This window comes from Caulobacter segnis (genome assembly GCF_019931575.1).
Lineage (GTDB): Bacteria > Pseudomonadota > Alphaproteobacteria > Caulobacterales > Caulobacteraceae > Caulobacter > Caulobacter segnis_C.
Genome location: NZ_CP082923.1, coordinates 379,427 through 404,187 on the forward strand (window position 1 = coordinate 379,427; position 24,761 = coordinate 404,187).

General features: G+C 68.4%; 28 protein-coding genes. 14 read left to right on the forward strand and 14 right to left on the reverse strand.

Annotated features, from left to right (window positions below):
• Positions 1-11: 11 nt before the first annotated feature.
• Positions 12-1,145, reverse strand: coding sequence for a glutamate 5-kinase (gene proB / locus K8940_RS01755; RefSeq protein ID WP_223392836.1), 1,134 nt, complete (start codon positions 1,143-1,145; stop codon positions 12-14).
• The gene (gene obgE / locus K8940_RS01760; protein ID WP_223392837.1) at positions 1,142-2,206 is read right to left on the reverse strand and encodes a GTPase ObgE; all 1,065 of its coding nucleotides are present in this window, start codon (positions 2,204-2,206) and stop codon (positions 1,142-1,144) included. The genes proB and obgE overlap by 4 nt, the downstream gene beginning before the upstream one ends.
• Positions 2,207-2,412: 206 nt before the next feature.
• Here obgE and K8940_RS01765 point away from each other — a divergent pair, with 206 nt between their 5' ends.
• Positions 2,413-3,372 (forward strand): hypothetical protein, encoded by a 960-nt coding sequence (locus tag K8940_RS01765; RefSeq protein WP_223392838.1) that lies wholly within the window; start codon positions 2,413-2,415, stop codon positions 3,370-3,372.
• 4 nt (positions 3,373-3,376) lie between these two features.
• Here K8940_RS01765 and K8940_RS01770 read toward each other — a convergent pair whose 3' ends face one another.
• From K8940_RS01770 to rplU, 3 genes are all read right to left on the reverse strand, one after another.
• A complete protein-coding gene (locus K8940_RS01770; protein WP_223392839.1) occupies positions 3,377-3,910 on the reverse strand; it encodes a GNAT family N-acetyltransferase in 534 nt (177 codons plus the stop codon).
• Between the two features lie 204 nt (positions 3,911-4,114).
• A complete protein-coding gene (rpmA, locus tag K8940_RS01775) occupies positions 4,115-4,384 on the reverse strand; it encodes a 50S ribosomal protein L27 (RefSeq protein WP_096052697.1) in 270 nt (89 codons plus the stop codon).
• Positions 4,385-4,415: 31 nt separating this feature from the next.
• Positions 4,416-4,991: a 50S ribosomal protein L21 gene (gene rplU / locus K8940_RS01780; protein WP_223392840.1), complete on the reverse strand. Its 576-nt coding sequence runs from the start codon at positions 4,989-4,991 to the stop codon at positions 4,416-4,418.
• A gap of 204 nt (positions 4,992-5,195) precedes the next feature.
• Here rplU and K8940_RS01785 point away from each other — a divergent pair, with 204 nt between their 5' ends.
• Together K8940_RS01785 and K8940_RS01790 are read left to right on the forward strand one after the other, a co-directional pair.
• Complete coding sequence (locus K8940_RS01785; protein WP_223392841.1) at positions 5,196-5,825, forward strand: hypothetical protein; 630 nt, start codon at positions 5,196-5,198, stop codon at positions 5,823-5,825.
• Positions 5,826-5,884: 59 nt separating this feature from the next.
• A complete protein-coding gene (locus K8940_RS01790; RefSeq protein ID WP_223392842.1) occupies positions 5,885-7,003 on the forward strand; it encodes a CobW family GTP-binding protein in 1,119 nt (372 codons plus the stop codon).
• Between the two features lie 242 nt (positions 7,004-7,245).
• Here K8940_RS01790 and K8940_RS01795 read toward each other — a convergent pair whose 3' ends face one another.
• The gene (locus K8940_RS01795; protein WP_223392843.1) at positions 7,246-7,692 is read right to left on the reverse strand and encodes a biopolymer transporter ExbD; all 447 of its coding nucleotides are present in this window, start codon (positions 7,690-7,692) and stop codon (positions 7,246-7,248) included.
• A gap of 262 nt (positions 7,693-7,954) precedes the next feature.
• On the opposite strand from K8940_RS01795, the gene K8940_RS01800 reads away from it, so the two are divergent.
• On the forward strand, positions 7,955-8,986 hold the full coding sequence (locus K8940_RS01800; RefSeq protein ID WP_223392844.1) for a WD40 repeat domain-containing protein: 1,032 nt from the start codon (positions 7,955-7,957) through the stop codon (positions 8,984-8,986).
• A gap of 10 nt (positions 8,987-8,996) precedes the next feature.
• Here the strand turns inward: K8940_RS01800 and K8940_RS01805 are convergent, their stop codons facing one another.
• Positions 8,997-9,659, reverse strand: a complete 663-nt coding sequence (locus K8940_RS01805; protein WP_223392845.1) for a nitroreductase — start codon at positions 9,657-9,659, stop codon at positions 8,997-8,999.
• 106 nt (positions 9,660-9,765) lie between these two features.
• On the opposite strand from K8940_RS01805, the gene mtgA reads away from it, so the two are divergent.
• From mtgA to K8940_RS01820, 3 genes are all read left to right on the forward strand, one after another.
• Positions 9,766-10,443 (forward strand): monofunctional biosynthetic peptidoglycan transglycosylase, encoded by a 678-nt coding sequence (gene mtgA, locus K8940_RS01810; RefSeq protein ID WP_223392846.1) that lies wholly within the window; start codon positions 9,766-9,768, stop codon positions 10,441-10,443.
• Positions 10,444-10,461: 18 nt separating this feature from the next.
• Entirely contained in the window at positions 10,462-11,010 is a 549-nt protein-coding gene (locus K8940_RS01815; RefSeq protein ID WP_223392847.1) for a GNAT family N-acetyltransferase, read from the forward strand.
• A 94-nt stretch (positions 11,011-11,104) separates the two neighbouring features.
• Positions 11,105-11,509: a MucR family transcriptional regulator gene (locus K8940_RS01820; protein WP_223392848.1), complete on the forward strand. Its 405-nt coding sequence runs from the start codon at positions 11,105-11,107 to the stop codon at positions 11,507-11,509.
• Here the strand turns inward: K8940_RS01820 and K8940_RS01825 are convergent.
• Both K8940_RS01825 and K8940_RS01830 read right to left on the reverse strand, forming a co-directional pair.
• Positions 11,506-12,252, reverse strand: coding sequence for a VOC family protein (locus tag K8940_RS01825; RefSeq protein WP_223392849.1), 747 nt, complete (start codon positions 12,250-12,252; stop codon positions 11,506-11,508). The two genes, K8940_RS01820 and K8940_RS01825, sit on opposite strands and share 4 nt — an antisense overlap.
• A gap of 62 nt (positions 12,253-12,314) precedes the next feature.
• A complete protein-coding gene (locus K8940_RS01830; RefSeq protein ID WP_223392850.1) occupies positions 12,315-13,046 on the reverse strand; it encodes a DUF899 domain-containing protein in 732 nt (243 codons plus the stop codon).
• A gap of 80 nt (positions 13,047-13,126) precedes the next feature.
• Between K8940_RS01830 and K8940_RS01835 the strand changes: the two genes are divergently transcribed.
• A complete protein-coding gene (locus tag K8940_RS01835) occupies positions 13,127-13,570 on the forward strand; it encodes a MarR family winged helix-turn-helix transcriptional regulator (RefSeq protein WP_223392851.1) in 444 nt (147 codons plus the stop codon).
• Here the strand turns inward: K8940_RS01835 and K8940_RS01840 are convergent.
• Entirely contained in the window at positions 13,567-15,018 is a 1,452-nt protein-coding gene (locus tag K8940_RS01840) for an FAD-dependent oxidoreductase (protein ID WP_223392852.1), read from the reverse strand. The genes K8940_RS01835 and K8940_RS01840 overlap by 4 nt on opposite strands.
• A gap of 100 nt (positions 15,019-15,118) precedes the next feature.
• Between K8940_RS01840 and K8940_RS01845 the strand changes: the two genes are divergently transcribed.
• Positions 15,119-15,568, forward strand: coding sequence for a MarR family winged helix-turn-helix transcriptional regulator (locus tag K8940_RS01845; RefSeq protein ID WP_223392853.1), 450 nt, complete (start codon positions 15,119-15,121; stop codon positions 15,566-15,568).
• A gap of 7 nt (positions 15,569-15,575) precedes the next feature.
• Here the strand turns inward: K8940_RS01845 and K8940_RS01850 are convergent, their stop codons facing one another.
• On the reverse strand, positions 15,576-16,346 hold the full coding sequence (locus K8940_RS01850; protein WP_223392854.1) for a TOBE domain-containing protein: 771 nt from the start codon (positions 16,344-16,346) through the stop codon (positions 15,576-15,578).
• Between the two features lie 68 nt (positions 16,347-16,414).
• Between K8940_RS01850 and modA the strand changes: the two genes are divergently transcribed.
• Together modA and modB are read left to right on the forward strand one after the other, a co-directional pair.
• Positions 16,415-17,173, forward strand: coding sequence for a molybdate ABC transporter substrate-binding protein (gene modA / locus K8940_RS01855; RefSeq protein ID WP_223392855.1), 759 nt, complete (start codon positions 16,415-16,417; stop codon positions 17,171-17,173).
• 2 nt (positions 17,174-17,175) lie between these two features.
• On the forward strand, positions 17,176-17,850 hold the full coding sequence (gene modB / locus K8940_RS01860; protein ID WP_223392856.1) for a molybdate ABC transporter permease subunit: 675 nt from the start codon (positions 17,176-17,178) through the stop codon (positions 17,848-17,850).
• 57 nt (positions 17,851-17,907) lie between these two features.
• On the opposite strand, the gene K8940_RS01865 is transcribed toward modB, so the two are convergent.
• Together K8940_RS01865 and K8940_RS01870 are read right to left on the reverse strand one after the other, a co-directional pair.
• Positions 17,908-20,361 carry a TonB-dependent receptor gene (locus K8940_RS01865; protein WP_223392857.1) on the reverse strand — a complete coding sequence of 818 codons (2,454 nt, stop codon included), beginning with the start codon at positions 20,359-20,361 and terminating at the stop codon, positions 17,908-17,910.
• A gap of 121 nt (positions 20,362-20,482) precedes the next feature.
• Entirely contained in the window at positions 20,483-21,667 is a 1,185-nt protein-coding gene (locus tag K8940_RS01870) for an acyl-CoA dehydrogenase family protein (RefSeq protein WP_223392858.1), read from the reverse strand.
• A gap of 93 nt (positions 21,668-21,760) precedes the next feature.
• On the opposite strand from K8940_RS01870, the gene K8940_RS01875 reads away from it, so the two are divergent.
• Complete coding sequence (locus K8940_RS01875; protein WP_223392859.1) at positions 21,761-22,507, forward strand: helix-turn-helix transcriptional regulator; 747 nt, start codon at positions 21,761-21,763, stop codon at positions 22,505-22,507.
• Positions 22,508-22,510: 3 nt separating this feature from the next.
• On the opposite strand, the gene K8940_RS01880 is transcribed toward K8940_RS01875, so the two are convergent.
• Positions 22,511-23,143, reverse strand: a complete 633-nt coding sequence (locus tag K8940_RS01880) for a TetR/AcrR family transcriptional regulator (protein WP_223392860.1) — start codon at positions 23,141-23,143, stop codon at positions 22,511-22,513.
• Between the two features lie 170 nt (positions 23,144-23,313).
• Between K8940_RS01880 and K8940_RS01885 the strand changes: the two genes are divergently transcribed.
• Both K8940_RS01885 and K8940_RS01890 read left to right on the forward strand, forming a co-directional pair.
• Positions 23,314-23,481 (forward strand): hypothetical protein, encoded by a 168-nt coding sequence (locus K8940_RS01885; RefSeq protein WP_223392861.1) that lies wholly within the window; start codon positions 23,314-23,316, stop codon positions 23,479-23,481.
• A 95-nt stretch (positions 23,482-23,576) separates the two neighbouring features.
• Positions 23,577-24,758, forward strand: a complete 1,182-nt coding sequence (locus tag K8940_RS01890) for an efflux RND transporter periplasmic adaptor subunit (RefSeq protein ID WP_223392862.1) — start codon at positions 23,577-23,579, stop codon at positions 24,756-24,758.
• The last annotated feature ends 3 nt before the right edge of the window (positions 24,759-24,761 follow it).

Sequence of the window (24,761 nt, forward strand, 5' to 3'; positions counted from 1 at the left end):
GGGAGTACTCGTTAGTTCGCGACGGCCAGGTCGTCGGCGTGGATCATCGGGCCTTCGGTGAAGCCCAGCTCGGCCTCGATGGCGTCGGAGCGCAGGCCGGCGATACGCTGGGCGTCGGCGCTGTCGTAGCGGACGATGCCGCGCGCGACCTCGCGGCCGGTCTCGTCGCGGACCCGCACGGCGTCGCCCTTCTCGAACGGACCCTCGATGGCGCGGACGCCGGCCGACAGCAGGCTCTTGCCCGAGGTCAGGGCCTTGGCGGCGCCGGCGTCGATCGTCACCCAGCCCTGCGGGGCCAGCGAACCGGCGATCCAGGCCTTGTAGGCGGCGGCGGGGCTGGCGCCAGCCTCGATCAGCGTAGCCTTCTCGCCGTCGGCGATGGCGGCCAGCGGATGCGGGCGCGAGCCCAGGGTGATCAGGGTGGCGCAGCCGGCGGCGCGGGCGATGCGGGCGGCGGCGATCTTGGTGGCCATGCCGCCGGTGCCGACGCCGGCGGCGGCGTTGGCGCCCTCGGCCATGCCGGCGATCTCGGGCGTGATCTCCGAGACCAGCGGGATGTGCTGGGCCTTGGGGTTCTTGCGCGGGTCGGCGGTGTAGAGGCCGTCGATGTCCGACAGCAGCACCAGCAGGTCGGCGCCGGCCATCTGGGCCACGCGGGCGGCCAGGCGGTCGTTGTCGCCGTAGCGGATTTCCTCGGTGACGACCGTATCGTTCTCGTTGACCACCGGCACCACGCCCAGGCCCATCAGGGTCTCGGTGGTGGCGCGAGCGTTCAGCCAGCGACGGCGAGTCTCGGTGTCGTCGCGGGTTAGCAGGATCTGGGCGACGCCGATGTCGTGCGGCGCGAAAGCCTGCTCCCAGGCGTGCATCAGCAGGCTCTGGCCGGCGGCGGCGGCGGCCTGCTTTTCCGGCAGGGTGGCCTTGCGGCCGGTGAGGCCCAGCCGCCGACGGCCCAGGGCGACCGCGCCGGACGAGACCACCAGCACCTGCTTGCCGGCGGCGCGCAGGGCGGCGGCGTCGGCGCAGAAGGCGTCCAGCCAGGCGCGGTTGGCCGCGCCCGTCTCGGCGTCGACCAGCAGGGCCGAGCCGACCTTGAACACGATGCGGCGGGCGGCCTTGAAGGCGTCCCGGGATCCGTTGGTCACGGCGTCCAGCCCCCGGGGGTCTCGTCGACGTGGTCCTCGTCTTCCTCGATCTCGTCCTCGAGGTCGCCGCGACGGATGCGCACCTGCCGGTAGGCGGCGCGCAGCAGTTCGGTGACGCCCTGGCCAGAGACGCCGGACACCAGGCGCGGCTTGATCCCGGAGACGGCTTCCAGCTCGGCGATCTTCTCGGCGAGGGTCTCCTCGTCGAGGGCGTCGATCTTGTTCAGGGCCAGGATCTCGGCCTTGTCGGCCAGCTCGTCGCCATAAGCTTCCAGCTCGCCGCGGATCGTCTGGTAGGCGCCGGCGACGTCGTCCTGGGTAGCGTCGATCAGGTGGATCAGGGTGGCCGAGCGCTCGACGTGACCCAGGAACCGGGTGCCCAGGCCCGCGCCTTCCGACGCGCCCTCGATCAGGCCGGGGATGTCGGCCAGCACGAAGCGCTCGCTGGATGACAGGTCCACGACGCCCAGGTTCGGGGTCAGGGTGGTGAACGGATAGTCGGCGATTTTGGGCTTGGCGGCGCTGGCGGCGGCCAGGAAGGTCGACTTGCCCGCGTTGGGCAGGCCGACCAGGCCGACGTCGGCGATCAGCTTCAGCCGCAGCCAGATCCAGCGTTCCTCGCCTTCCTGGCCGGGGTTGGCGTATTTGGGGGCCTGGTTGACCGGACCCTTGAAGTGCAGATTGCCCCAGCCGCCGTTGCCGCCCTTGGCCAGCAGCAGGCGCGCGCCCGCGTGGTCGAGGTCGGCGATCAGGGTCTCCTTGTCCTCCTCCAGCACCTCGGTGCCGACAGGAACCTTCAGGAGGACATCCTCGCCAGCCGCGCCGTGGCGGGCGCGACCCATGCCGTGCACGCCCGTGCCGGCCTTGAAGTGCTGCTGGTAGCGGTAGTCGATCAGGGTGTTGAGGCCTTCGACGGCCTCGATCCACACGTCGCCGCCGCGACCGCCGTCGCCGCCATCCGGGCCGCCGTACTCGATGTACTTCTCGCGGCGGAACGACACCGATCCGCCGCCGCCGTTACCGGAGCGGATGTAGATCTTGCATTGGTCCAAGAATTTCATGGGGCTCTTTTGTCCCAAGGCGTCCCGCGCGTCGAGCCAAAAGGCCGATTCGGCGCGGCCTGTCTGTGACGCTTGGCCACGGTGGTTAACGCGAGAAAAGCGTGACCGGTGTTCCTCGTCGTGACGAAATGTTAAAACACCCAGTGCGACAAAGTGTCTTGGCAGCAAAACCGTCGTTTCATCTTCGACGGACTGGGAGGCTGACCTTGGCGACGGAAGAAGACGGAAAGGCGGTGCTGGCGGTGGATCTACGTGATCTGTCGACGCAAGAACTGCACCGTAAGTATAGCGCCGAGGCTTCGACGCACCGCAATATCTTGATCGGCCGGGGCACCGGTGTCGCGCCGCAGTGGCGCGAGTTCAAGACGTTCCTCGCCGAGGTGGGGACCAAGCCGTCGACTGATCACAGCCTGGTCCTGCTGAATCGCTACGAGCGGACCTACGGACCGGGCCGCGCCCGCTGGATGACGGCCGAGGAGCAGGCCGCCCACGAAGCCGAATTCGACCGCCTGCGCGCCGAGAAGCAGCGCGAAGAACAACTCCTTCTGCACAAGACCGCCGCCACCAAGCGGGCCAGCACGCCGGGCGCGCCGTCGTTCGGCCAGTGGACGCCGATGGCCGGCAAGCAGGTCGCCTATACCGACGTCGCCAAGAAGCTGGCCATTCCGGTCGCGGCCCTGTCCAAGACCATGCCGGCCGGCACCAGCGCCGACGAACTGGTCAAGCGGTCAGGCGTGGTCAATGAGCTGATCAACGAGAACGCCACCTGGCTGCCGCCGGACCCGGCCCGCAAGGCCGGCTTCTTCGAGGCCTACCGCATCTGGCACCTGCAGGTGCAGCCGCAGTTCGGCCGCGCCGCCACCCCGACGTTCCTGTTCCTCTACATCGCCCTGCCGGTCATGAAGCAGTGCCGCGACGAGCTGATGGACCTGGATCTGTGGAATCCGCTGGGCCAGCGGGCCATGGCGGCTCGTGACAGCCACGTGTCCTGGAAGAAATACACGGAGTTCATGCCGCGGGCCCAGGTGGCGCTGATGGAAATTCCCATCTACGCGACCTACTCGTTGCTGTCGGATCTCGACGCCCTGTGCGAGCGGATTACCGTCGCCGAGAAGCGCTTCCGCGAAGGTCCGCAGAAGGTGATCCACACCCACCGGGCGGCTTAGGGCCTCACGCCAGCCACACCATCATCCGCGTCGCCGCCAGGCCGCCGCGCGCGATCGAGGGCTTGTGCTCGACGACGCCGGTGTAGAGGAAGCCGGCCTTGACCAGCACCCGGCCCGAGGCGTCGTTGTCGGCGAAGTGGCCGGCGGTGACCCAGCGCTTGTTCCAGGCGTTGCGCGCCCAGTCCAAGGCGCCCTTGGTCGCTTCGGTCGCGTAGCCGCGGCCCCAGTAGGGGCGACCGATCCAGTAGCCCATCTCGACCTGGCCCTCGGCCGTGGTGAACAGACCGACCACGCCGATCAGGCCCTCGCCCACCAGCTCGATGGCGAAGGTGTTGTCGCGCGCGCGGTCCTGGGTCCCGCAGCGGGCGACGAAGTCCTCGGCGTGGCCCCGGGTGTAGGGCGAGGGCATGCGCGTGGTCATGCGCGCGACGTCGTGATCGACGCAGAAGGCCGCCACGCGCTCGACATCGGCCTTGGCCGGGACGCGCAGCGTCAGCCGCTGGGTCTCGATGACGGGTCTTTCTTCGATGACGCACATCGGCGCCTCCCAGAGTTCCTCCGGTCCTCATTGATCTGGGACCGTGACGCCGCCATGGCGAAGTTTATTTCAGACTTCGATTTCCATGGGGGCGAGACAAAACAAAAGCGGGGAGCCCGGCGTTCCGGACTCCCCGCTAGAGATCGTCTGTCCGGATCGTCTTCTTCAGTGAGAAGCACGATCCGAAGAAACTCTGGTTCGTGCTTACTCGGCCGGTTGAGCGGCCGGCGTCACCGTCACGTAGGTGCGGTTGTGCTTCTTGGTCACGAAGCCAACGGCGCCTTGGACGAGCGCGAAGAGGGTGTGGTCCTTACCGATGCCGACATTCGTGCCCGGATAGAACTTGGTGCCGCGCTGACGCACGAGGATGTTGCCGGCGAGAACCTTCTCGCCGCCGAACTTCTTCACGCCAAGGCGCTTCGATTCTGAGTCGCGACCGTTGCTCGACGAGCCGCCAGATTTCTTGTGAGCCATTGTGCTCTCCTACCTTTAGAAGGCGTCGCCCTTAGGCTTCGCCTTCCTCCGTCTTGGCGGCGGCCTTCTTAGGGGCGGCCTTCTTCTTCGGGGCTTCGGCGACCGCATCGGCGTGTTCGACGACGGCGGCTTCGACCTTCGGGCTGGCCTTCGAGGCCTTCTTCACGACCGGGGTCGCTTCGATGGCGGCCGGGACCGAGAACGGCACGGCGGCGTCGCCGAGGCCACGGGCGCGGGCGTCCAGGATGACCTTCGGGGTCAGGTCGATCGACCCTTCCCACTTGGCTTCCTTGCCGGCGCCGGCGACCGACGTGACGCGCACGACGGACTCGAGCTGGCGGTGACCGCGGGTGCGGCGGTAGCCCTGACGGCGGATCTTCTTGAAGATCTTCACCTTCTCACCCTTGCGGGTTTCGATCAGGGTGCCGGAGACGACAGCGCCGTCCACGGTGGGGGCGCCGACCGTCACGGCCTCGCCTTCGCCAAGCATCAGGACTTCACCGAAGACCACGGCAGCGCCGGGTTCACCTTCGAGCTTTTCGACAACCAGCAGGTCGCCGGCTTGAACCCGGTACTGCTTGCCGCCGGTTTTGATCACCGCGTACATAGGTTTAGCGCCTTAAAAACGTGCGTTCGCAAAATAGGGATCGCCCGCTCGGGAACCCGGCGGGCGAAGAGGGCGCGACTTATACAGCCGAGAGCCCGAGAGTCAACGCCGTGAAGGCGGATTCCGATGATCGACGCCCTTAAGCGCGAATAGACTCGATGAAGCCTCTGGTGTGTTACTTTATAACACGCTATATGCCCTCTCGTGAACTCGACCTTCTTCGCCTCCATCGCCGTCACGGGCTTCGCCGTGGCCTTCCTGCACGCGGCCTTGCCGACGCACTGGCTGCCGTTCGTGCTGGTCGGTCGCGCGCAGAAATGGTCCACGGGCCGCACCCTGGGCGTGACCCTGCTGGCGGGCCTGGGCCATGTGGGCCTGACCATAGCCCTGGGCCTTGGCCTGGTGGTCGCCGGCCTGGCGCTGGAGCCCCGGCTGGGCGGCCTGTTCCACTGGGTCGTCGGCGGCCTGATGATCGCCGTCGGTCTCTTCTATATAGCGCGCGGCCGGCACAACCACGCGGTCCCCGAGGCGGGACGGCGGAGCTATGGCTCGGATCGGGCGGCGATCATCGCCCTGGTCACCCTGCTGACCCTGTCGCCGTGCGAGGCGTTCCTGCCCTACTACCTGGCCGGCATGCAGCATGGCTGGCAGGCCTTCCTGGTGCTGAGCGCGGTGCTGATGGCCGCCACCTCGGCCGGCATGCTGATCTTCACCAGCCTCTCCTTGGCCGGTTTCAAGCGCCTGGGCCTGCAATGGGTCGAGCGCTACGAGGAGACCATCCTGGGCGCGGCGCTGATCGTGGTCGGCTTGGCGGTGACGTTCTTCAAGACCTGAGCGGGCTTCCGGGACTCAAGCCGCTTTCGCTCCGGCCCGCGGGCGCCTAAATAGCGGCCATGACCCAGACCGCTCCCGCCGCTTCCGGCAAGATCCCCGTCACCGTGCTGACCGGCTATCTCGGCGCCGGCAAGACCACGCTGCTCAACCGCATCCTCACCGAGGAGCACGGCAAGCGCTACGCCGTGATCGTCAACGAGTTCGGCGAGGTCGGCATCGACAACGACCTGGTGGTCGGCGCGGACGAGGAAGTGTTCGAGATGAACAACGGCTGCGTCTGCTGCACGGTGCGCGGCGACCTGATCCGCGTCCTGCAGGGCCTGATGAAGCGCAAGGGCGGCTTCGACGCCATCATCGTCGAGACCACGGGCCTGGCCGATCCGGGCCCGGTGGCCCAGACCTTCTTCGTCGACGATGACGTCAAGGCCCGCACGGCCCTCGATTCGGTCACCGCCGTCGTGGACGCCAAGCACATCCTGCTGCGGCTTTCCGATTCCAAGGAAGCGGTCGAGCAGATCGCCTTCGCCGACCAGATCGTTCTGAACAAGACCGACCTCGTGTCGGAAGACGACCTGCGCCACGTCGAGGCCCGCATCCGCCGGATCAACCCGCTGGCCCCGATCCACCGCGCCCAGCGCTCGAACGTCCCGCTGGACGCCATCATCGGCAAGCACAGCTTCGACCTGGAGCGGATCACCGAACTGGAGCCGGAGTTCCTGAACCCCGCCCACGGCGAGCCCGGCCACGTACATGACGAGCACTGCGGCCACGATCATGGCCATGGGCATCACCACCATCATCACGACCACGACCATGTGCACGACGAGCATTGCGGTCACGATCATGGCCATGACCATGGGCACGCCAGCGCCATCCACGACGACGGCGTGAAGGGGATCTCCCTGACCCTGGACAGGCCCGTCGACGGCCAGAAGATCACCGCCTGGCTCAACGACCTGCTGGCCAAGCGCGGTCCGGACATCCTGCGCGCCAAGGGCATCATCGACGTGAAGGGCGAGAACAAGCGTCTCGTTTTCCAGGCCGTGCACATGATCCTGGAAGGCGACTTCCAGCGCGAGTGGACCGACAAGGACAAGCGCTACAGCCGCATGGTGTTCATCGGCCGCGATCTCGACGAAGCCGAACTGCGCAAGGGCTTCGAGGCGACGGCGGCTTAGTCACCAATCTATCCCTCTCCCCTTGCGGGAGAGGGTGGCCCGCGAAGTGGGGCGGGTGAGGGGTTGAAGGTAGAATCCGCCGCGATGGGCCTCACCGCCGTCGCGGCGGTTTTCGTTTGCACGACCCCTCATCCGTCGACTGCGTCGACACCTTCTCGCGCAAGGGGGGAAGAGCGCACGAAAAAGCCCCGGAACTTTCGTTCCGGGGCTTTCGTGTTCTTGGCTGTCGCCGAGGACGATCCCTAGTGGATGTCTTCGTTGATCAGGCCGACCTTGAACCAGCCCGAAGTCTGCAGCTGGTTCAGCACGCCCATGAAGTCGGCGTACAGCACGTCGGCGTCGGCGCGGATCATGACGCGCTGATCGTCCTTCGGACCGGCTTGGCCGGTCGCGGCGAACTTGGCGTTCAGGTCGGCTTCCAGGCCGTCGAGGCTGGTTTGCTTGTCGGCGATGAAGATCGCGCCCGACTTCTGGATCGAGATGAAGACCGGTTCCTTCGGCTTCTCCTGAGTCGGGTTCGGCACCGCCGGAGGCAGGTCGATCTTGATCGAGGTCACGGCCATCGGCACGGCGACCATGAAGATGATCAGCAGAACCAGCAGGATGTCCACGAAGGGCGTGACGTTGATTTCGGAATTCTGGCCCAGCGAATAACGGCCACCGCCGCCGCCAGCAAGTTTAGCCGCCATAGCCTGACTGTCTCCCAGAAGGCCGCGCCGCTTGGGGCGCGCCTGAAATGTCGTTACCTCGCCACGTCTGGCGCAGACGGGCGCGGAAGTAAAGCCCGACGACGCGCCGCAATGGCAACCCCCTTTTCGACTCTTTTTTCCGAACGCCGTTCGAATGGGCAGTTCGCGCCGCCTGGTCTCGCCCTGGGCGCCGGACGCGCCGACGAGGCGGGCTTTCTGAAAGAGTCTGGTCGTCGGGCTCCTCCTGTCCTATCTCGCGCGCATGATCTTTTCCTTCGACGCCTTCGTCACCGACGCCCTGTTCGACCGCTCCGGCCGCGCCATGTTCGCCCTGGGCGACGGCACCGTCCGCCTGCAAACCGAGGATGGATTCGTCACGGTCGATGCCCATGGCGGTCCGATGGGCGGGGCCGTGCTGGCTGCGGCCGTCCATCCCAGCGGGGTCGGCGTCGTCACCGGCGGCGACGACGGCAAGGTGGTCTGGAGCCGAATCGAGGGCGGTGAGGTCGTCGCCTCGCTTGTCGCCGAGGTGAAGAACAGGTGGATCGAACATGTGGCCACCAGCGCCGCCTCGGGCTTGATCGCCTTCACGGCCGGCAAGGAGGTCCATGTCCGCGACGCCGCCGACCCGGCCTTCGCACGGGTGTTCGCGCACGAGAAGACGGTGTCGGGCCTGGCCTTCGAGCCCAAGGGCCGGCGCCTGGCCTCGGCCAGCTACGGCGGATGCTATCTCTGGTACGCCCGGATCGCCGACCAGAAGCCGACCCTGATGAAGTGGGCGGGCAGCCACATCGCCGCGACCTTCAGCCCGGACGGCAAGTTCCTGATCTCGTCGATGCAGGAAAACCAGCTGCACGGCTGGCGGCTGTCCGACGGCAAGGACATGCGGATGGGCGGCTATCCCTCCAAGATCAAGAGCGTGGCCTTCTTCGATAAAGGGAATCTGCTGGTCACGGCCGGCGCCTCGGGCGCGGTCATCTGGCCGTTCGCCGGCGCCAACGGCCCGATGGGCAAGGAAGCCGCCGAGATCGGCTTCTCGCGCGATTCGATGGTCGTCCGGGTGGCGGGGATCGATACGCACCCGGTCTGCCTGGCCGCCCAGGACAACGGCAAGATCTGGGCCGCGCACATGCGCAATGGCCGGATCGAGACCGTGAAGGCCGAAAAGGGCGCCCCGATCAGCGCCCTGTCGGTCAGCGCCGACGGTAGGCTCTTCGCCTGGGGCGACGAGAGCGGCGAGGCCGGGGTGCTCGAGATCCCCGACATCAGCGGCCCCCGCCAGTTCGCGGGCTAAGGTTCGCGGGCTAGAACCCCTTCAGCTCCGCCCACTCCTCGAACGGGGCGCGGCGCGAGCGGAAATTGTTCACCGGGGCGGCCTCGTCGCGGTAGCCCAAGGCCATGCCGGAGAACAGCATGCAGCCCTCTGGCAGGCCGACATGGTCGTCGACGATCTTGTTGTAGTGCGACCAGAACTCCTGCGGGCAGGTGTCCAGGCCCCGCTCGACGGCCAGCAGCATGAAGGTCTGCATCAGCATGCCGACGTCGCTCCATTGCGGCGGGCCGCAGCGGCGGTCGATCGAGAAGAACAGCTGCACCGGCGCCCCGAAGCCCTGGCCGTTGGTCGAGAACCACTGCAGGCGCTGCAGCTTGTCCTCGCGCGGGATGCCCAGCGCGCCGTACATGTCCTCGCCGACCTGGAAACGGCGCGTGCGCAGCGGCTCCCACAGGTTGGGCGGATAGACGTCGTATTCGGTCGGGTCGGGCGAGGCCACGCGGGCCAGCATCGTGGCCTTCAGCGCCTCCAGCGGCGCGCCGGCCACCACCTGCACCCGCCACGGCTGGAGGTTGCCGCCGGACGGGGCGCGGGCGGCCGCTTCCAGGAGCTCGCGGATCAGGGCCGGATCGACCGGATCAGGCTTGAAGGCGCGCACCGACATGCGGCGGTTGACGGCGTCGATCACGTCCATCGAAAGCTCCCTTGAACCCGGTGCGCATATGCACCGCGACAGCGGCGGTTCGTCTGGTTAGCATCCGTCCGCTGCGTCAAGACAAGTAGACTTCTGGGGGCGTTACGTGCGGCGGCTTCTGCGGAATATCGCGCTGGCTTTGTTCATCGTGCTGGTGGCCGGGCCGGTGGCGACGGTCATTCTCTATCGCTTCATCCCGCCGCCGGTGACGCCGCTGATGGTGATCCGCGCCGTCGAGGGCCGCGGGCTGGATCACCGCTGGCGGCCGATCGACGAGGTCTCGCCGGCCCTGCCGCGCGCCCTGATCGCGGCCGAGGACGCCAAGTTCTGCGACCATCGCGGCTTCGACTTCGACGCGCTCTACAAGGCCTACGAGAACAACGAATCGGGCCGCAAGATCCGCGGCGGCTCGACCATCAGCCAGCAGACCGCCAAGAACGTCTTCCTGTGGCCGGGCCGCAGCTATGTCCGCAAGGGCCTGGAGGCCTGGTTCACTGTGCTGATCGAGACCTTCTGGGGCAAGAAGCGGATCATGGAGGTCTATCTGAACTCCATCGAGTACGGCTCGGGCATCTATGGCGCGGAGTCCGCGTCGCAGCGCTACTTCGGGGTCGGGGCCGACAAGCTGACCCAGGCCCAGGCCTCGCGCCTGGCGGCCATCCTGCCCAGCCCCCTGAAGTGGAAGGTGATCAAGCCGGGCAAGTATGTCGCCAAGCGCAGCAAGAAGATCGGCAAGGCCTCGGGCGCGGTGCGCCGCGACGGCCTGGCGGACTGCGTGTCCTAGCCAAGAAGGAGCCAGACCATGCCCGTCGCGCCCGGCCCCACGCTGGAGACTCCGCGCCTGATTCTGCGTCCGCCGGCCGACGCCGATCTGGACGGCTGGGCCGCGCTGATGGCCGATCCGGCGGGCGCGCGGTTCATCGGCGGCGTCCAACCCCGCGCGGTGGCCTGGCGCGGCATGGCGGCCATGGCCGGATCCTGGGCCCTGAACGGCTTCAGCATGTTCTCGGTGATCGAGAGGGCCAGCGGCGCCTGGATCGGCCGCATCGGTCCCTGGCGGCCCGAGGGTTGGCCCGGCGACGAGGTCGGTTGGGGCCTTCTCCCGTCGGCCTGGGGCAAGGGTTACGCGGTCGAGGCGGCGGCGGCGACCATGGACTGGGCCTTCGACCATCTGGGTTGGACCGACATCATCCACTGCATCGACCCGGAGAACACGCCGTCCCAGAAGGTCGCCCAACGCCTCGGCGCGACCAATCGCGGACCGGGAAAGCTGCCGCCGCCTCACGAGGCCAGCAAGGTCGAGCTGTGGGGGCAGACGGTCGAGCAGTGGCGAGCGCGGACTCGTCTCTAGGCCGTCGGCCTTCGTCGAAATTCACGAGCGTCGGCCAGGATCCGGGGGTCTGGTCGCGTGGCGCGGCTTCGGCCCGCGACGAGAGGACGCCGCCATGACCCTATCCCGGATCCCCGGCCTGACCGCCCGGATCATCAGCGCCTATGTCTCGGCCAACACCGTGGCCGGCGACGACCTGCCGGTCCTGATCCGCCAGGTCGGCGAGGCGCTGGACAGCGTCGAGCGTCCGATCGAGGTCCCAGAAGCGCCGCCCAGGCCCACGCCGGGCGCGATCCGCCGCAGCGTGCGCCACGACGCCCTGGTCAGCTTCCTGGATGGCCGCGCCTACAAGACCCTGCGCCGGCACCTGAACCGCCACGGCCTGACCGAGGCCGACTATCGCGCGCGCTTTGGCCTGCCCAGCGACTATCCGATGACCGCCACGGAATACCGCGAGCGGCGTAGCGCCATGGCCAAGGCCGCCGGCCTGGGCCACGGTCGCCAGCGTCCGGCGTCCTAGCCGCGCATCCCGAGGAAGGCGAAGAAGCCGCCCTGCGGGTCCTGGGCGTTGACCACGAAGGCGCCGCCGGGGACCTCGGCGGGGCCCATCAGGATCTGGCCGCCATGGGCCTTCACGCGTTCGACCGCCGAGTCGACGCCATCGACGCCGAAGTAATAGAGCCAGTAGGGCCCGGGCGCGGGCTGGTGATTGCTGAACATGCCGCCGAACGCCTGGGACAGGCCGAAGGTCTGGTAGACGCCCATCTCGCCCATCGGCACGACGTCGTGCTTCACCCAGCCGAACAGGCCGGAATAGAAGGCGAAGGCCGCCTCCCAGTCGGCCGCGTGCAGCTCCGACCAGCCCAGCGAGCCGGGCGACATCGGCGCGGGTTGGAGCGGGGGCGTGGCCGGCGCGCCCTTGAACAGCACGAAGACCGCGCCCTGCGGATCGGCGACCACGGCGAAGCGGCCGACGCCGGGAATGTCTTGCGGGGCCTTGTGGATCTGGCCGCCGGCGGCCTGGACCTTGCCGGCGAAGGCGTCGACGTCGTCGACCGCGACATAGCCCAGCCAGGCCGGCGGCATGTCCTTCATTTCCAGCATGCCGCCGACGGGGATTCCGTCGGCCGTCTTGAAGATCGTGTACGGCCCGGACGGGCCGGACGACATCTCGGAGGTCCAGCCGATCACGGCCTCGTAGAAGGCGCCGGCGGCGGCCGTGTCGGTCGTGACGAGCTCGAACCAGCAGAAGTCGTTGGCCATCGGGGGCTCCATTGGCGCGAGGGAGGGCAGCACCTCGATGAGGGCGCTCCAGGATCGGATCATCAGGCGGCGCTGCAGCAGCCGGCCTTGGGCGCGGTCTCGTACTCGTCGTGGCGACGGATGAAGTCCATGTCGCCCTCCTCGTTGCGGCCCAGCGGAGCGCGGTCGAGGATCATCATCGTGCCCAGCAGCTCCTCGGCCCCGCGGGCATAGGTGGAATAGGTATGGAACACCTGGCCGGCCTCGTCGCGCGCGAAGGCCGAGAGGCCCGGCAGCTCGTCATTGGCCTGGCTGGGCGGCATGTCGACATAGCCATAGTTCACCGTCTCGCCGGCCAGCTCCTCCGGCGTGAACGAGACGTGGAAGTCGTGGTTGAAGTCGCTCTCGAACGCCGACACCCAGGGAAAGCGCCAGCCCATGCGGCGCTTGTAGGCCTGGATCTTGTCCAGCGGCGCGCGCGAGACGGCGATCAGGGTGACGTCGTGATGGTTGAGGTGCGGCAACGTCCCGTCCAGATGATCGGCCAGGAACGAGCAGCCGGGGCACCCCGCGTCCCACTCCGGCCCGAACATGAAGTGGTAGACCATCAGCTGGCCGCGGCCGTCGAACAGCTGGGCCAGGGTCTTCTTCCCGGTCTCGGTGTCGAAGACGTAGTCCTTGTCCAGCTTGACCCACGGCAGGGCCAGGCGCTCGCGGTTCAGGGCGTCCAGCGCGCGGGTGTGAGCCTTCTCCTTGGCCAGCAGGGCGCGGCGCGCTTCCAGCCACGCTTCGCGGGAAACCACGGCGTGAGACATCACGTCCTCCGTAAGCTGAGCAATGTGGGCTTGACTAATAACGTTGATATCAACATAAATTCGACATGTCAAAGCCGGTGGTGATTCCCCCGAGTTCCGTCCCTTACGAGACGACGCTCCACGTCCGGGACACGTGCCTGTGCCTGCACGTCCAGCGCGCCGCCCGGGCCCTGGCCCGCCGCTTCGACGAGGCCCTGCGGCCGGTGGGGCTGACCAACGGCCAGTTCTCGCTCCTGATGTCGCTGAACCGGCCCGAGTCGGCGGGCCTGGGCGGGGTCGCCAACTTGCTGGCCATGGACCGCACCACCCTGACGGCGGCGCTGAAGCCGCTGGAGCGGCGGGGCCTGCTGACCGTGGCGGCCGATCCCAAGGACCGCCGCGCCCGGGTGCTGGGCCTGACGGACGCGGGCCGCGCCGCGCTGACCCAGGCCCTGCCGATCTGGACGCGGGAGCACGCGGCGCTGGACGCGGACCTGGCCGGTGGCGGCGATGCGCTGCGCGCCGGCCTGAAGGCGATCGCCTAGAGCCCGACCCTGGCCAGATAGGCCTCGACCGCCGCCACGTCGCCGGCCTGGCCGATCGTGGCGACATAGCCATCGGGACGCACCAGCGCGAAGCCGCCCGGCGGCAGGCCATAGGCGTCGGCGAACCAGCCGTCGGCGTCGACCAGGTCTGCGACGACCAGGCCCGGCCGGGGCGCGATGGCCAGCGCGGCGCCGAGCAGGGTCCAGTGCGGTCCGGCCAGAACCTCGAACAGGCGCACGGACTTGCCGTCGCGGTCTCGGCAGGGGGCGTCCGGGGCGCGGTCGCCCGGCGCGACCTTGGCGGCGACGCCCAGATCCAGCGACAGCGGCGAGCCGTGATAGCCGAGGTCCAATTGCCGGGCCTCGCGGCCGCGCTTCATGCCCTGGCGCGTCATGGCCTTGGCCAGCAGGTCGGTGGACAGGCCAAGCACGCCGGCGGCGATCGGACGACGCTCGGCCTCGTAGGTGTCGATCAGCGTCTCCGGCGCGCCGTCCAGCACGGCGGCCAGCTTCCAGCCCAGATTGTAGGCGTCCTGGATGCTGGTGTTCAGGCCTTGCCCGCCCGTGGGCGGATGAATGTGGGCCGCGTCGCCGGCCAGTAGCACGCGGCCGACCCGGTAACGGTCGGCGAGACGGGCGTTGAGGCCGTAGACCGAGGCCCAGAACACCTCGTGGACCACGATGTCGTCATGACCCGTCCGCTCACGGATCAAGGCGTTCAAGCCCTCGGTCGTGAGGCCCGCCTCGCCGGCCTCCGGCGCATGGCCCTGGATCTGGAAGAGGTCGGTCCCGGCCAGCGGGCAGAACGAGACCTGGGCCGTGTCGCGGGTTCCGAACACGTGCCAGGCCTCGCGCGTCAGGCCCGTCACGCGGGTGTCGGCGACCATGGCCAGGCCCGGCATGGTCTTGCCGGGAAAGCCGATGTCCAGCGCGCGGCGCACGAAGCTGCGGCCGCCATCGGCCCCGACCAGCCAGCGGGCGCGGACCGTCCGGCCGTCGGCCAGGGTCGCGGTCACGCCCTCGGCGTCCTGGTCGATCCCGGCCAGTTCGGCGCCGTAATCCGGCGTGTGGCCAAGGTCGGCGAGGCGCTGGCGCAGGATCCCTTCAGTCAGGAACTGCGGCAGCATCAGCGGTGTGGCGTAGGGCTCGGCCGGGGATGGCGTCGCGCCCTCGCCGATAGCCGTTTCCTCGAAGCCGCCGTCGGCTGAGTAGTTCCGCACCGGCGGATAGGGGCCGCCCGAGGCCAGCATCGGCGCCAGGACGCCCAGATCCTCGAACACCTCAAGGCTGCGCGGCTGCAGGCCCTTGCCGCGCGAACCCTGGAAAGGGCGCTCGGCCTTGTCGATCAGGCGGAAGGCGACGCCTCGGCGGGCCAGGTCGATGGCCAGGGTCAGGCCGGCCGGACCGGCGCCGGCGATCAGCACGTCGGTCGTCAGGGACGGGGTCATGAAGTTCTCCTATCGTGTGCATGATGCACATAAATAGTGTGCAAAAGGCACATAAATCCGAGACTGGACGACGTCAATCAAAAATGTGCAAAATGCACGGATGAAATCCGAGCTTCGCGACATTCACGCGGCGATGATGGACCTCGCCGGCTTCCTCAATCGGCCCCAGGCCGACGACCTGCTGCTGCGCGAGGCCGGCGTGTCGCTGGACCGGGCGCTGTTCCCCCTGCTGGGGCGAATCGGGAAGAAGGGGCCGATCGGCGTGGTCGAGTTGGCCGACCTGGCCGGCCGCGACCACTCGGTGGTCAGCCGTCAGGTCGCCAAGCTGGAGAGCCTGGGCCTGGTCGAGCGCCGCCCCGGCGCGGCCGACAAGCGGGTGCGCGAGGCGGTGGTGACGGAGAAGGGCGCCGAGCTGGTCGACCGGCTGGACGCCGCGCGTCAACGGCTGGTCGGGCCGATGATGGCGGCGTGGAGCGACCAGGAGCTCAAGGACCTGGCGCGGCTGCTGCGCAAGTTCGTCGACGGCGCGAACGCGGCGCTGAAGGGCTAGTGGGCCCTCAATCCACGGCCAGAATGACGTCGGACGCGGCGATCCGCGCCTCGACCTTCGCGCCGACTGGCAAGGCCCAGGCCGCGTCCTCGGGCTTCAGGGTCGCCGTCAGGGTCTTGCCCGCCGAAAGCGCGATGGTGACCTCGGCCGAGGTCTCGCCGGCCTCGCGGTCGACGATCTCGCCGGGGAGGCGGTTGTCGCCATCACCATCCTCGACCCGCACGAAGCTGGACTTGATCAGGGCGATGGCCGGCCGGCCGGGGGCGAGGTCCAGGTCCTCGACGCTGCGGCGGGTGATCGAGGCGCGCAGGGACAGGCTCTCGCCCAGCGACAGGGTCACGGTCGCGGTGACGCCGTCGCCTTCCACGCTTGTGACGACGCCGCGCAGCGCGTTGCGGGCGCTGGTGCGCAGGCCCAGGCTCCAGAGCAGTTCGGCGTCGCCGGAAAGGTCCGCCTCCAGCCGGGCGAAGGCCGCGCCGACTTCACGCTCGGCGGCGCGGAAGGCGCGGATCACCGCCTGGCCGCGCGGGGTGACCTGGGCCGCGCCGCCGCTCTTGCCGCCGGGTGCGGCGCTGACCAGGGGCGCGTCGAACAGGTTGTTCAGCGCCTGAACCCCGTCCCAGGCGCCCTTGTACGACAGGCCGGCCTGCTTGGCGGCGGCGCTGATCGAGCCCAGGCGGGCGACGGCCTCCAGCAGGGCGATGCGCTCCAGCCCCACGCGGGCCAGGCCGCCGCGCTTGAGGATCAGGGAAGCGCTGAAGTCCGTTTCGCTGCTCACTGGTCGGCTTTCGATTTCGTCGTTATGTAGTTGAGCTGCATAACCGCAGTCCTGAGTAGGATTACCAGATGATCGCCCGTCGTCCGATGCTGATCGCCGCGCTTTCCGGCGCCCTGTCGCTGATGCTGGGCGGGGCCGCCCTGGCCGGCGAGACCAAGGTGGCCGTGGCGGCCAATTTCACCGACGCCGCCAGGGAGATCGCCGCCAGGTTCAAGGCCAGGACCGGCCATGACGCGACCCTGAGCTTCGGCTCGTCGGGCCAGTTCTACACGCAGATCGCCAACGGCGCGCCGTTCGAGGTGTTCCTGTCGGCCGACGTCGAGCGGCCGCGGAAGGCCGAGGCCGAGGGTCTGGCGGTTCCGGGCTCGCGCTTCACCTACGCCACCGGCCGCCTGGTGCTGTACAGCAAGACGCCTGGCCTGGTGGATGGCAAGGGTAAGGTGCTCACCACCGGCAAGTTCGAGAAGCTGTCGATCGCCGATCCCAAGGCCGCGCCGTACGGCCAGGCGGCGGTCGAGACCCTGACCAAGCTGAACCTCTACGACGCCCTAAAGCCGAAGATCGTCCAGGGGGCGTCGATCACCCAGGCCTTCCAGTACGTCCAGACCGGCGCGGCCGAGCTGGGCTTCGTGGCCCTGTCGCAGGTGGTGGGCGAGCAGGGCGGCTCGCGCTGGGTCGTGCCGGCCAGCAACCACACCCCGATCGAGCAGCAGGCCGTGCTGCTGAAGACCGGCCAGAACAGCGAGGCGGCCAAGGCCTTCGTGACGTTCCTGAAGAGCGGCGAGGCCAAGGCGATCATCAAGCGCTACGGCTACGAGGTCCGCTGATCATGACGGAGGTCCTGTGGCTGACGGGCAAGCTGGCGGGGATCACCACGATCCTGCTGCTGGTCCTGGCCACGCCGCTGTCCTGGTGGCTGGCGCGGGGGCGGTCAGCCGCGCGTACGCCGGTGACAGCCCTGGTGGCCCTGCCGATCGTGCTGCCGCCGACGGTGCTGGGCTTCTACCTGCTGATCGCCCTGGGGCCCAAGAGCCCGCTGATGCTTCTGTTGCAGCCCTTCGGGATCCGGACCCTGGCCTTCACCTTCGAGGGGCTGGTGATCGGCTCCCTGATCTATTCGCTGCCGTTCGCCGTGCAGCCACTGCGCAACGCCTTTCTGGCCATTGGCGACGAGCCGCTGGAGGCCGCCGCCACCCTGGGCGCCTCGCGCTGGGCCAGCTTCTGGCGGGTGGCCCTGCCGCTGTCGATCCCCGGCTATGTCGCCGCCGCCATCCTGGTCTTCGCCCATACGGTGGGCGAGTTCGGGGTGGTGATGATGCTGGGCGGGAACATTCCCGGCGAGACCACCGTGCTGTCGACCGAGATATACCGCCTGGTGGAGGGGCTGGAGTGGGGCGAGGCCCATCGCCTGTCGCTGATCCTGCTGGTCTTTGCCTTCGCGGTCCTGTTCACCCTGCTGGCCCTGGAGGCCCGCTCGAAGATCCTGCTGCGGACGCGGACGTAAAAAGAAGCGCGACGTTTGGGGGGCGCCGCGCTCCAGGGACCGAGATCGGGAAGGTGCTTAGAACTTCCAGGTGAGGCTGGCGCCATAGGTGGTGGGCTTGCCGGGGAAGCGGACCACCACGTTGGCGTTGCTGCTGACCGCGCTCCAATAATACTCGTTGGTGATGTTGCGGCCCCAGATCGACAGGTCCCAGCCCTTGTCGGGCGCGCCGATGCCGATGCTGGCGTTCAGCAGGCCGTAGCCGTCGATCACGAACAGCGGATTGCCCTCGAGGTCGGCGTAGGACTTGTCCTGCCAGCGACCGTTCAGGGCCGCGTTCAACTCCAGGCCGTCGCCCACCGGATGGTGGAACAGCGCCGTCAGGCCGCCCTGGAACTTGGGGCTGTACAGGAACGGCCGGCCGTCGAAGCTCTGCGGCTTGCCGGCGGCGTTGATGCCCGTATAGCCCTTCACCTCGGTATGCAGCAGCGTCGCCGAGGCGATCAGGGTCAGCGAGCGGCTGGCGCGCCAGGTGATGTCGCCGTCGAGGCCGTAGGCCTCGCCGTTCGGCACGTTGGCCAGGCGCGAGAGGGCCGTGTAGATCGGGTCGGCGAAGTACACCGACAGCTGCTTGTCGGTGTAGTCGTAGTAGAAGGCGCTGACATTGGCCTGGACGCGGCGCTGGAACAGGCCCGCCTTCACGCCCACCTCGTAGGCGGTCAGCAGTTCCTGCGTGGCCGGCGCGTTCTGGGTCGAGATGTTGGCCGCGTTGATCGGCGTGGCGCCGGCCTTGGCCCCTCGCGAGATCGAGCCGAACACCAGCACGTCCTCGGCCGCCTGCCAGTCCAGGGCCGCGCGCCAGGCGATGTTGTCCTCGTCCAGCTTGGACTTCACGAAGCCGAAGCTCTTGGTCGCCGGATCGAAGGTGTTGCAGCCGCCCTGGGTGATCGGGGCGACCAGGCCGTAGGCGGCGGCGAACAGCGCTCGGTTGACGACGTTGACATTGACCAGCATCGAGCCGCCGACGTCGCGCGAGCAGCCGACATAGTCCTGCTTGTCCTGGCTGTAGCGGACGCCCAGGGTCAGCTTCAGATTATCGGTCAGGCGGTGGTCGGCGTTGGCGAACACGCTCCAGGTATTGGTCTCGATATTGCCGACGTCCTCGTAGGTGCGGAACGCCTGGCTCATCTGCAGGGCCGTGTAGCCGAAGCTGTTGAACGGCGTGGCCAGCAGGGTCGAGCCGACATAGCGGATCGTGCCGACATTGGCGTTCTGGCCCAGCAGGGTGCGGTTGCTGTCGTAGATCTTGTCATGGGCGACATAGCCGCCGACCAGCCACGAGCCCTTGTCGGTGACGCCTTCCAGATGCAGCTCCTCGGCGGCCGACTTGATGTCGCCGTGGGCCTTCTGGATCAGGACCTCGTAGGGCGCGCCGCTCCAGTCGAACACGGCCTTGCGGCTTAGGCGGTTCAGGCTGGACAGCGAGACCAGGGTGACATTGTCGCTGAGGTTCCAGGCGACCTTCAGCTTGCCGGCATGGAACTGGTCGTTCTCGCGCAGCGGGTCCTTGATGCCCAGGCCGACGCCGATGTCGACGCCGCGGGTGCTAAGCGGCGCCCAGTCGGCCTGGCTGGCCTTGGTCGGCGTATTGGCGCCGATGTAGCTGACCAGGCCCGGCGCGTTGAACGGGCTCGCGGCGGTCGCCGGCGTGAAGCCGATGCCCTGGGCGGCCACCGTGTCGGACTTGTTGCGCCAGCCGGAATAGGAGGCCTCGATCTCGACCGTGTCGGTCGGCTGCATGGCCAGGGACAGGCGCCAGCCGTCGCGGTCGACCTTGCCCAGACGCTCGCCGCGGCTGTTGCTGACCTGCCAGCCCTTGTCGCTGTTCTCGCTGCGGAAGGCCGCGCGGCCCTGGACGCGGGGCCCGAAGGCCCCGCTGACATAACCCTCGAGATTGTAGGTCTTGTAGTTGCCGGCCTCGGCGGTCAGCGAACCTTCGAACTCCTCGGTCGGCTTGTTGGTCACGAAGTCGATCAGGCCGGCGGTGGTGTTGCGGCCGTAGAGCGTGCCTTGCGGACCCTTCAGCACCTCGACCCGCTCCAGGTCGAAGACCGGGCCGGTGTTCATGAACGGATAGGCGTAGGCGACCTCGTCCCAGTAGGTGCCGACGGTCGAGGTGGCCGACAGGTTGATGGTGTTGAAGCCGATGCCGCGCAGCGTATAGGTCGGCACGCCCTGGTAGCTCTGGCTGACCGTGAAGCTGGGCGCGACGGTAGACAGGTCCTTGGGATCGGTGACCCGGAGCTGCTGCAGGGCCTCGCCGCTGAACGCCTGGATCGGCATGCCGACGCTGTTGGCGGTCTCCTCGCGGCGCTGGGCCGTCACCACCAGGGTGTCGATCGTCAGGCTCTCTTCGGGCTTGGGCGGCTGTTGCGCTTGGGCTTGGGCCCCCTGGTTTTGGGCCATGGCGGGGACCGCCATCAGCAGGGCGAGCGCCGACACGCTCAAGGTCAGGCGCGTGGGTCCTGGCATCCGTTTCTACCTCCCTCTGGCCGCGCCTGCATCGGGCGCGAACTCTAACGGGAGCGTGCGGTTGGGCCTCTCGCGTAACAAGCTATCGGAATCGATAGGTGAGGCGCCGCTGCAACCGCCGCTACAGGCCCAGGACCAGCTTGGCGATGATGTCGCGCTGGATCTCGTTGGAGCCGCCATAGATCGAGGCGGCGCGGTTGTTCAGATAGCGGGCCATGGTCGTCAGGCCGTGCTCGGGACCGACGGGGGTCTCGTTCGAGCCGGCCTCGCGCGCCTTGGGCTGGTGCGGGGCGACGTAGGACCCCAGGGCGTCGATCCCCAGCTCGTCCAGGCGCTGCAGCTGCTCCGAGCCCTGGACCTTGAGGATCGAGGAGGCCGGACCGGGCTTTCCGCCGGTGGCCAGGGCGCTCAGCACCCGGCGCTCGGTGATGTCGATGGCCAGGGCCCCGATCTCGGCCTCGGCCAGGCGGCGGCGATAGTGGGGGTCGTCGAGGACGTCCTCCGCCTCGGCCATGTCCCGCAGACGCGCCAGCCCGGCGTCGAGGCCGGCCGCGTAGCCGCCGCCGCGTTCGAATTCCAGGAGGTGCTTGGCCACCGTCCAGCCCTGGTTCTCCGCGCCCAGGCGATCGGCCTTGGGCGTGCGGACATCGTCGAAGAACACCTGGTTGACCTCGTGTTCGCCGGCCAGGGTGATGATCGGGTCGACCTTGATCCCCGGCCGGTCCATCTCGATCAGCAGGAAGGTGATCCCGGCCTGCGGCTTGCCCTCGGTCGACGTGCGGACCAGGCAGAACATGTGGCTCGCCCACTGGGCGTGAGTGGTCCAGATCTTCGAGCCGTTCAGGACGTAGTCGTCGCCGTCGGCCACCGCGCTCATCCGCAGGCTGGCGAGGTCCGAGCCCGAGCCCGGTTCGGAATAGCCCTGACACCAGTAGTCCTCGCCTGACAGGATGCGCGGCAGGTAGCGGGCCTTCTGCTCGGGTGTCCCGAACGCCATGATCGCCGGGGCCACCATCCGCAGGCCCATCGGGGCCAGGTTGGGCGCGCCGGCGCGGGCGCACTCGGCGTGGAAGACATGGCGCTGGATCTCGCTCCAGCCGGGGCCGCCATATTCGACCGGCCAGCTGGGCGCGACCCAGCCTTCGGCGTGCAGGATCTTCTGCCAGGCCAGGCTGTGGACCTTGTCGCAGAAGACGCTGGTCATCCGCCGGCCGGCCTCGCGCAGGTCTGGCGTCAGGTTCGCGTCGAGAAAGGCGCGCACCGTGTCGCGAAAGGCCAGGTCATCGGTCGACAGCTCCAGATCCACGCGCGGATTCCTCCCCTTTGCGTCGTCGGGGAAACTTGCGAAGCCGCGGGACGGGGGCGCAAGCTATCGGAACCGATAGGGAAGGCGGTCTCCATGTTGACCAAGGTCGATGACGGCGAGCGCCTGGCGCGGGTCACGGCCCTGGCCGAACGCGTGCGCGACCTGGGTCGTGAGATCGGCCTGCCCTATGTCGCGGCCAGCGAGGACATCTCCAGTCCCGAGCCGATGCTGGGCGCCGACGGCAAGCCCTTGGCCGAGACGACCTTCGAATGGCTGGACAGCTCGCTGCGCTACTGGCGCGACCGGGCCTTCGCCCTGCGGGCCCCGTTCATCCTGGCCGCCCGCTACACGGCCGAGCCGTTCTTCTTCCATCAGGGTCGGTTCTCCAGCTGGCGGCCGCTGCCGAGGCTGGAGACGATCGAGGTCGCCGTGGCGGCGGAGAGCTTCGGCGTGCAGTCGGCGATCATTGCTCCGACCTATCTGACCGGCGGCGTTATCGGCGCTGTGGTTTGGGCCTCGTCCGAGTCGTTGGCGGGCTTGCCGGCGATCTATGAAAAGCGCGCGGACGAGCTGCATGGGGCGGCGCTGCGGCTGGTCTCGGCCTATCGCGATGGCCGCGACGACGACGCCCCGCCAGTGCGACTGACCAAGCGCGAGATCCAGTGCCTGAAGTGGGCGGCGGCGGGCAAGACCGACGCCGACATCGCCCAGATCATCGGCATCGCCGGGCCGACCGTCCGCTTCCACGTCCAGAACGCGGCGCTGAAGCTGCGGGTGGCCGGCCGGGCCCAGGCGATCCATCGGGCGACGGGCCTGGGCTATATCGGCGGGGCGCCTTAGCCCTCAGCACCCGTCCAGGTGAAACTTGATCAGCGCCCTGGCTGAGCGCGCCACCGCGCGGACCGGCCCGCCGGCGCCCAGGGTCACGCGTGAGCCCGACGCGCCTTCCATCAACAGCATCAGGGCGTCGGCCAGGTCGTCGTCCTTGGCGCCGGCGGCGCGGGTCAGGGCGTTGATCCGGCGGTACAGCTCTTTCTTGTAGTTGACCGAGACCACCTGGGCCGGGTGGTTCTCCTCGTGCAGCTCGATGGCGGCGTTCGACAGCGGGCAGCCCAGGACGTCGGCGTTGCAGGCCTTGGTCTCGAAGGCGTCGAAGATCGCTTCCAGCTGGGCGCGGGGTTCGGAGCAGCAGCAGGCCGTCACGCTTTCCCACCAAGCCCAGTACTCGCGCTCCTGCTCACGCAGGACCTCGGCCACCAGCTCGTCCTTGGACGGGAAGTTCCGATAGAGCGTCATCTTGGTGGCGTCGGCCTCGGCGGCGATGGTCTCGACGCCGACGGCCCGGATGCCATGCTGATAGAACAGCTCGCGGGCGGTCTCGAAGATCCGGTCACGCGCCGGACGCTTGGACGCGGGCGCGCACGCCGCTGCTTCCGCATCGCCCAGAACCCCGTCCCCAGAATTTCTTGTCGCCATTTTGGCAGGCCTCTCCTTGACGTGGGAGTTACCGGTCAGTATCTCTCCGCCGTAGCGATGATACCGAACGGTCTCGTCACATCACTAAATCGTCCTTCCGGTCGCCCGGGTCAAGTAACAGCCCCTGCGACATTTCTTCTTCTTTAACCCCAAAAAAGGAGCGCGCGCCAATGCCCCCGCAAACAAACGTTTACGACGCGACCTCCCAGGCCAAGCCGGCCAAGGGGTTGCTGGGTTTCTTCAAGTCCAGGGCCGAGCCCGTTCGCGACTGGACCACCGTCCGCACCCTCGGCCACACGCCCACCCGACGCGCCGCCCGGCGGCCCGTCTGGGAATGACAAGCCACTCGATGAGCCGCTCGGCGGCGCATCGGGAAACGACAAGAACAACCTTTTCCTCCTCCCCGCTTCACCGTCCGACAGGGCTTTCCCCCATGCGTATTCAACCCGTCATCACGTCCTTCGCCGGCCTCGCCGCCGTCGCCGTGCTGGCCGCCTGCACGGCCCAGGCCAAGCAGGAAGCCGCCGCCGCGCCGCCGGTCCAGGTCACCGTCGCCGACGTCGCCTTCAAGTCGCTCCGCCAATGGGACGACTTCACCGGCCGCCTTGAGCCGGTCGACACCGTAGAGATCCGCCCGCGCGTCAGCGGCTACATTGACGGCGCGCAATTCGCGGAAGGCGCGCGCGTCTCCAAGGGCCAGGTGCTCTTCCAGATCGACCCGCGCCCCTACAAGGCCGAGGCCGATCGCGCCGCCGCCGAGGTGGCCCGCGCCAAGGCCCAGCTGGACCTGGCCAGCATCAACCGCCAGCGCGGCGAGCGCCTGCTGGAACAGAACGCCCTGGCTCGCAGCGAATTCGACCGTCTGGCGTCGGAAGAGCGCGCCGCCCAGGCCAATGTCTCGGCGGCCCAAGCGGCCTACCAGACCGCTCGCCTGAACCTGGACTGGACCCGCGTGACCTCGCCGATCGACGGCCGGGTCTCCAAGACCATCATCACGCGCGGCAACCTGGTCACCCAGGCCAGCCTGCTGACGACCGTGGTGTCCGACACCCCGATCTACGCCGAGTTCAACGCCGACGAGCAGACCTTCCTGAAGTACGCCGCCGCCGAACGCGGCAAGAACGGGCCGGTCTACATGGGCCTGATGACCGAGGACGGTTATCCGCACGTCGGCAAGCTGTCCTTTATCGACAACGCCCTGGACGCCAAGAGCGGCACGATCAACGGCCGGGCGATCTTCGCCAACGCCGACGGCCGCTTCACGCCGGGCCTGTTCGCCCGCATCCGTCTGGTCAGCGCCGAGACCCAGACCGTGGCCCTGGCCCCCGACCGCGCCATCGCGACCGACCTGGGCAAGCGCTACGTCGTGGTGGTGAACGGCTCGAACAAGGCCGAGTACCGTCCGGTCGAGGTCGGTCCGCTGGCCGGCAATCTGCGCATCATCCGCCAGGGCCTCAAGCCGGGCGACCGCGTGGTCGTCGGCGGCCTGCAGAAGGTCAAGCCGGGCGACACCGTCGCGCCGGTCAAGGTCAAGACCGACCTGGCCGGGCTCTCGCAGCTGGAGGCCGGCGGCCTGCCGTTCGTCCAACCCGCCCGGTCGTCAGGCCAGAACTAACTG